This window comes from Pseudomonas sp. Yb2C2 (genome assembly GCF_052112325.1).
In the GTDB taxonomy this organism is placed as follows: domain Bacteria; phylum Pseudomonadota; class Gammaproteobacteria; order Pseudomonadales; family Pseudomonadaceae; genus Aquipseudomonas; species Aquipseudomonas marginalis.
Genome location: NZ_JAVAJK010000001.1, coordinates 461,426 through 468,234, shown reverse-complemented (window position 1 = coordinate 468,234; position 6,809 = coordinate 461,426). Strand labels below are relative to the sequence as shown.

At 59.6% G+C, this 6,809-nt stretch carries 6 protein-coding genes; all 6 read left to right on the top strand.

The features are described from left to right. Positions 1-39: 39 nt before the first annotated feature. The 6 genes from Q8X51_RS02155 (at position 40) to Q8X51_RS02130 (ending at position 6,738) form a co-directional block, all read left to right on the top strand. Positions 40-1,983 carry a methyl-accepting chemotaxis protein gene (locus tag Q8X51_RS02155; RefSeq protein WP_407694967.1) on the top strand — a complete coding sequence of 648 codons (1,944 nt, stop codon included), beginning with the start codon at positions 40-42 and terminating at the stop codon, positions 1,981-1,983. 96 nt (positions 1,984-2,079) lie between these two features. Next, positions 2,080-3,120: an alpha/beta hydrolase family protein gene (locus tag Q8X51_RS02150; protein ID WP_065923878.1), complete on the top strand. Its 1,041-nt coding sequence runs from the start codon at positions 2,080-2,082 to the stop codon at positions 3,118-3,120. Between the two features lie 87 nt (positions 3,121-3,207). Next, on the top strand, positions 3,208-3,453 hold the full coding sequence (locus tag Q8X51_RS02145) for a helix-turn-helix domain-containing protein (protein WP_027604011.1): 246 nt from the start codon (positions 3,208-3,210) through the stop codon (positions 3,451-3,453). Beyond that, positions 3,446-4,681, top strand: a complete 1,236-nt coding sequence (locus tag Q8X51_RS02140; RefSeq protein ID WP_407693470.1) for a type II toxin-antitoxin system HipA family toxin — start codon at positions 3,446-3,448, stop codon at positions 4,679-4,681. The genes Q8X51_RS02145 and Q8X51_RS02140 overlap by 8 nt, the downstream gene beginning before the upstream one ends. Positions 4,682-4,764: 83 nt before the next feature. Next, a complete protein-coding gene (locus Q8X51_RS02135) occupies positions 4,765-5,283 on the top strand; it encodes a DUF2569 domain-containing protein (RefSeq protein WP_065923880.1) in 519 nt (172 codons plus the stop codon). A gap of 228 nt (positions 5,284-5,511) precedes the next feature. Next, positions 5,512-6,738, top strand: a complete 1,227-nt coding sequence (locus tag Q8X51_RS02130) for an MFS transporter (protein ID WP_065923881.1) — start codon at positions 5,512-5,514, stop codon at positions 6,736-6,738. Positions 6,739-6,809 lie beyond the last annotated feature (71 nt).

Genomic DNA, 6,809 nt, shown 5'->3' with positions numbered 1-6,809 from the left:
CGCCAAGGCACCACCACCCTCACCAGCACCGCCAACAACCTGGACGCCGCCCTCACCGCCCTACGCATCACCCCCACCCTGATCACCGGCTTCATCTCCCCCCATCTGGACATCGACGCCATCGCCGCCAAGCTCAAGCGCCGTTTCCCCCAGTCCACCCTCAGCCTGTGCACCACCTCCGGCGAGCTCTGCAATGCGCCCGGTTCGCTGTATTGCGCCACCGGTGAGCGCTGGGACCGGGTTGTGTTGCAGTTGTTCGACGACAGTCTGATCGCCTCGGCCGAGGTGGTGATGGTGCCGTTGGAGTGTGAGGACATTCGCGATGGCGGTAAGCGGTTGGGGATGCAGGAGCGGATTGCCAAGTTGGTGGCCAATATCAAGCGGGTGCAGGTGCGTACGTCGATTGATCATCGCGATACGTTGGCGTATGTGGTGTTCGATGGGTTGTCGGCGTCGGAGTCGTTTTTCATGGAGGCGCTGTATGAGTCGGGGCGGTTTCCGTGTTTGTTTGTGGGGGGATCGGCCGGGGGTAAGTCGGATTTCCAGAAGACGCTGATTCATGACGGCCAGCGCAGTTATCAGCACCATGCGCAGATTGTGTTCTTGAAGACGGCGGCCCATGTGCGGTTTGGGGTGTTCAAGAGCCAGAATTTCAAGGCGGCGGATTTGACCTTCAGTGTGCTGACCGCGTCGGTGGAGGACCGCACGATTGACCAGGTGATCGACAGCAGCGGCAATATCAAGAGCATGGTGCAGGCGCTGTGTGATGCGTTCAGTTGCGCGCCACAGGCGTTGGAGTCGAAGCTGGCGGATTATTCGTTTGCGATTCGGGTGGGCAGTGAGTTGTTTGTGCGGTCTATCGCGCGTATCGATTATGAGCAGCAGATCGTGCAGTTGTTTTGCGACGTGGCGCCGGGCGAGGAGTTGGTGATGGTGCGGCGTACGCCGTTGCGTGAGGCGACGCGCCTGGACTATGAGCAGTTCTTGCGTGGTAAGGGTGGCCAGCCGGTGGCGGGGATTTTGAATGACTGCATTCTGCGCCGGCTGAACAACGGCTCCGAGCTGGGCAGCATGGCCGGCATTTTTGGAGATGTGCCGTTGGCGGGGTTTTCGACCTTCGGGGAGATTTTGGGCCTGAACCTGAACCAGACGCTGACGGCGATTTTCTTCTTTCGGGTGGCCAAGGGTGCGAGTTTCAGTGATGAGTACGTGGACAATTTCATCGCCCATTACGGCGAGTTCAAGGCGTTTTTCCTACGGCGTCAGGTGAAGAAGCTGGCGGGGTTGAACCATGTGGTGGTCAAGCAGATTACCGCGTTCAAGAACAATGACTTCACCGACACCCTGAATACCCGAGGCCTGGACCGCAATATCCTGCCAGTCTTCGAGGGCCTGGCCGACTTGGGCCTGGTGTTGGCCCAGGCCGAGCGTCAGCAGGAGGACATCGCTTCGCAGCTCAAGCATTACTCCGGCGAGTTGCACGCCTCGATGGATGAACTGGTGGGCACGATTGGCCAGCAGAACAGCGTGTCTGCCCAGGCCGGGGCCACGGTGGAGGGGCTGTCGAGCCAGGCGGATGTCGCGGTGCAGGGCGCACGTACGCTGGCGGGGTCGAGTTTGCGTATTCAGTCGATTGTGCAGGTGATCCAGCAGATCGCCGGGCAAACCAATTTGCTGGCGCTCAACGCGGCCATTGAAGCCGCGCGCGCCGGCGACCTCGGCCGCGGCTTTGCGGTGGTGGCAGACGAGGTGCGCAAGCTGGCGGAAATCACGCGCAAGAATGCGGCGGAAATTGGTGTGGATATCGACTTGTTGTCGAGTGAGATCCAGCGGGTGGCCCAGCAGATTGAAGACCAGTCCACCGGGGTGGGTGCGCTGCGGGAGATGCTGGATGTGCTGGAGGCGTCGAGCCGCGCCACCGAAGGCACGGCGCAACGGACCAAGACCATTGCCGATACGTTGACCGGGCTCACCCATGCGTAGGCGCTAGCAGCAGGTAAAAAAACGGCGCGGGGCTCATGGCACTGAACGGGGAATTCAGTGCATGATGCGTCGCTCATATCAAGGACGATAACAACCGTGAAAAGCGCCCTCGCCGCCCTGCTATTGCTGTGCCTGACCGCTCCCGCCTTCGCCGCCGAAAACCCCGTCGGCTTCAAGACCGTCACCCTGCCCGATACGCAAGAAAACCGACCACTCGAACTGGTCGTCTGGTACCCCGCCACCACCACCGCCAAACCCACCCTGATCGCCGACAACGCGGTGTTCATCGGTGCCCTCGCCGTACCCGACGCCCCGCCGGCTGCCGGTGAGCATCCGCTGGTGGTGCTCTCCCACGGGTATGGCGGTAACTGGGGCAAGCAGGTGTGGCTGGCCAGTGCGTTGGCGCATCAGGGCTACATCGTGGCGGCGGTCAACCACCCCGGCACCACCACCAAGGATCGCAACCTGCAAACCGCCGCGCAGTTATGGCAACGCCCGGCCGACCTGAGCCGCGTGATCGACGCGGTATTGGCCCAGCCGAAGCCATTTGGCGCGGTCGCGAATGGCCAGATTGCCGCCGTGGGCCATTCCCTTGGCGGCTGGACCGTGCTGGAAATCGCCGGGGCGCGCTTCGACCCCGAGCTGTTCAGCCGCGACTGCAGCGCCCACCCCAAGCTCGGCGGCTGCATCGGCTATCAGGAGATGAATCCCGCTGGCACGCCAGAAGGTAAAGCGCGCTTGGCGGCGGATTTGAGCGACAAGCGCGTCACCGCCATCGTGTCCCTGGACCTGGGCCTGTCGCGCGGCTTCACCGACGCCAGCCTGGCTGCGCTGCCGGTACCGGCGCTGGTGATTGCGGGGGGTGTGCCGTCGGAAGATATGGACCCGCAGTTGGAGTCCGCTGATATGGTCAAGCGCCTGCCTGAAGCAACGACGAAGTATGTGGAGATCAGCGACGCCACCCACTTCAGCTTTATGTCGATCTGCAAGCCGGGCGGCATGGCGTTGATTGAGGAGAGTTCGCCAGGCGACGGCATGATTTGCCGCGATGGTGAGGGGGCTCGGCCACGGGCGGTGATTCAGCAGCAGGTGGTGGGGCTGATCAGTGAGTTTTTGGGGCGCAAAGCGCCTAACTAAAGAAAAGGCTATTCAAGAAAAAACGAATCAAATACGATGCAGAAGTGTATTAACCCTCACAAATGCATTGTATAGGATGCAAACACTGTGGACGATTTAGGTTTCCTGATCAAAAACCTGCGAAAGGCAGCTGGCCTTTCCCAAAGCCAGCTCGCACTTCGGCACGGTATGAGTCGTGCAACCATCTCCGGAATCGAGAACAACACCATCCCCGAAGTGGGAATTCGCAAGGTGGCTGCGATCCTTGAAGGGTTAGGGTACGAGTTAACCGCGACACCTAAGCGTCGACGCAAAACGCTGGATGAACTGAAAGCAGAAAACGTCCATGACTAGACCAAGCGATCGGCTGCACATCGGCACCAGCGGCGTGCCTGCCGGAATACTCGGGCGCGGCGAAGAAAACCAGCGCGATTCGGTGTTTTCGTATAACCCGGCAGTCACCGAAAAGAACGCGGTTTCCCTGACCATGCCGGTGCGCCTGGAGAGCTACATCTGGGCGTATGGCATCCATCCCCTGTTTGAGATGCATCTCCCCGAAGGCCACCTGAAAGCGGAGCTTGTGCGACGTTTCAGCAAGTCAGTGCGAGGCTTTGATGACTTCACATTGCTGGGTATCGTCGGCCCCCATCAACTGGGCCGCATCAGCGTCGCCCGAGCCACTGCGGATGAATTACTACCTGAAATAAAACTCTCCGAGCTGCTCGTGTATGACGGGGCGAAAGATCTGTTCGACGACCTGATGAAAACCTACGCAGCCTACTCAGGCGTTTCGGGCGTTCAGCCGAAGGTACTGGTGCGCAACGTTGACGATACGAATCCTGACGTTGCGCGTCTCACCCATCGTGGCGCTACGCACTTGGTGAAGGCCTTCAATGATTCAGACTTCGCGCAACTGGCCGCCAATGAGTTTTTCTGCATGCGCGCGGCATTTCATACAGGCCTTGAAGTGCCTGAATGCCAGTTGAGTAAGCAGGGTAAGTTTCTGGTGGTCAAACGGTTCGACATCGGTGAAAGCGCCTACCTTGGTTTTGAAGATATGTGCGTTTTATCCGGATGGGGGACAGATAAAAAGTACGACGGTAGCTACCAGGGTTGCGCGAAGTTGATCAAGACTTACGTCTCTCCTTCTCTTGTGACCAAGGCACTTGAGGACTTTTTTATGATGGTGGCGCTCTGCGCCGGCATACAAAATGGAGACGGGCACTTGAAGAATTTCGGCCTGCTCTATGAGAACTGCGCAGAAGACGCCGATATTTGGCTCGCGCCAGCTTACGACCTTGTGACGACCACGGTGTATCAAGTCAACGACATTATGGGTCTGTTGCTCGGCGGTTCAAAGGCTTGGCCAAAACGTAAGATGCTGGTCCAGTTCGGGCGCAGTTCGTGCAGTTTGACAGAAGCCCGTTGCAATGAATTGCTCGCCAGAGTCCACAGCGGTATGAGCCGTGCAATGGTGGAGCTTTCGGAGTATCGAAGCACCCATCCGGAGTTTGATGTTGTTGGGGAAAAGATGACCGCTGCATGGGCAACAGGGCTGGCGAGGAGTATTGAACCGGCGTGATTGTGCTTGCTTGGTATAGGGCGGTGATTCAGCAGCACGGCTGACTATTTATCGTTTTAACTTTATTGAACGGCGGAGCGAACATGCAAGAAAGTAAACCACTGAAGGGACTGGGCGGTTGGCTGATCGTGGTTGGGTTGGGCCTGTTTATAGCCTTGGCGCGTCTGGGTTATGCCCTTATCGCGGTGTATTACCCGATATTCGCAGATGGCGCGTTTAGTACCCTCACCTCATCCGGCCCGACGATGACTAACGCCCTGTGGGGCGCGATCCTGATTTCAGAAACCCTCGTCAATGCAGTCTTTATCGCGGCCTTTGGTTATTTGGTTTACCTGTTCTTCTGCGAACATTATTTATTCCCCAAGGTTTATATCGTCACGCTCATTGCCTCGGCTGTTTACGTTCCACTTGATGCATGGTTCAGCTCGCTTGTTCTGGTGGATGAACCCATATTCGACTACAACACGACCAAGGAAACCGTCCGCGGATTGGTGTCCACCTCGATCTGGGTCCCCTACATACTGTTCTCCAAAAGGGTCAAGGCAACGTTTGTCCAACGCCGGCCGGTTGCGGCGCAAGCGCCTGGCCCCGTCAGCCTTTGACGCGGTGAGCATCGAGCCTGCCCGATGACCGGCTGGCGCTCACCGGCAAAGAAAAACGCCACCACCAGCCACACCCTGCCAGGCAGGCTGCCCCCATCACATCGATAGCACTGATGATTACTATCGAACCTCTCGCCTAGCGTTGCCGAGCCCGATTCCTATAATAACCTTCTAATTTTTCACCCTCGCCTGGCCTCAGGCGACATCCCCCCCTTGGAACCCAGCATCATGCCAAGCGCCCTCCAGGCCCCCAGCGGCCGTCCCGAACATAATCAACAAAGCGTCAAACAGCAGTGGCTGGCGATTCTCTCGGTCGCGGTGGGCGCCTTCGCCCTGGTGACCAGTGAATTCCTGCCGGTGGGTGTACTCAACGACGTCGCCGCCGACCTCGGTATCAGTGCCGGTCGCGCCGGGCTGATGGTGACGCTGCCGGGCATCATGGCTGCCCTCGCCGCGCCGTTCCTGTCGGTGAGCATTGGTGCCATGGACCGTCGTTACCTGCTGATCGGCCTGACGCTGATCATGATCATCGCCAACTCGGTCGTGGCCTTTGCCAGTGACTTCAACCTGCTGCTGTTCGGCCGCGTATTGCTGGGCATCAGCATCGGCGGGTTCTGGGCCACGGCCATTGCCCTCAGTGGGCGGTTGGCGCCCAAGGGCGTGGGCGTCGCGAAGGCCACCTCGATCATCATGATGGGCGTGACCCTGGCCACCGTGCTCGGCGTGCCCGTCGGTACCTGGCTCAGCGGCCTGATGGGCTGGCGCATGACGTTCCTGGTCACTGCGTTGCTGGGCGTGCCGGTGCTGCTGGCGCAGGTGTTCCTGCTGCCGCGGCTCACCCCGGAGAAGGCCATTCGCATCAGTGACCTGCCGGCGTTGTTTATCAACCCACAGGCGCGGATCGGGTTGATCGCGGTGCTGTTGATCGGCCTGGCGCACTTTGCGGCCTATACCTATGTCGCGCCGTTCTTCAAATACAGTTCCGGCTTCGACGGGCCGACGATTGGTTCGCTGTTGCTGCTCTTCGGCGTGGCCGGGGTGTTCGGCAATATCTTTGCCGGTTTCGCCGCCAACCGCAGCGTGCGTCACACCCTGTTGCTGGTGGCGCTGATGATCGGCACCAGCACCGCGCTGTTCCCCCACTTCGCCACCGGCATGACCGGCGCAGCGATGCTGATCGGGCTGTGGGGCTTCGCCTTCGGCGCCTTCCCGGCCTGTGCCAGTATCTGGATGTTTGTGGTGGCGCCCAAGGATGTCGAACGCGGCATGCCGCTGTTTGTGGCCTTGTTCCAAGTAATCATTGCCTTGGGCTCGTTCTTCGGTGGGCGGATCGTCGACCAGTTGGGCAGCTCGGTGCTGTTGAGCCTGGCCACGGCGCTGCTGGGCTGCGGTTTTGTCACCGTGCTGGTGTTGGGGCGCAACGTCAGTAATAGCCTGGCGACCCAGCCTGGCTAGGCCTGTGCGGCGGCTACGTGGGGAGCTGTCGCCATTTTTAAGCTGGTATCATCGCGGCCTGTCCAACCCGG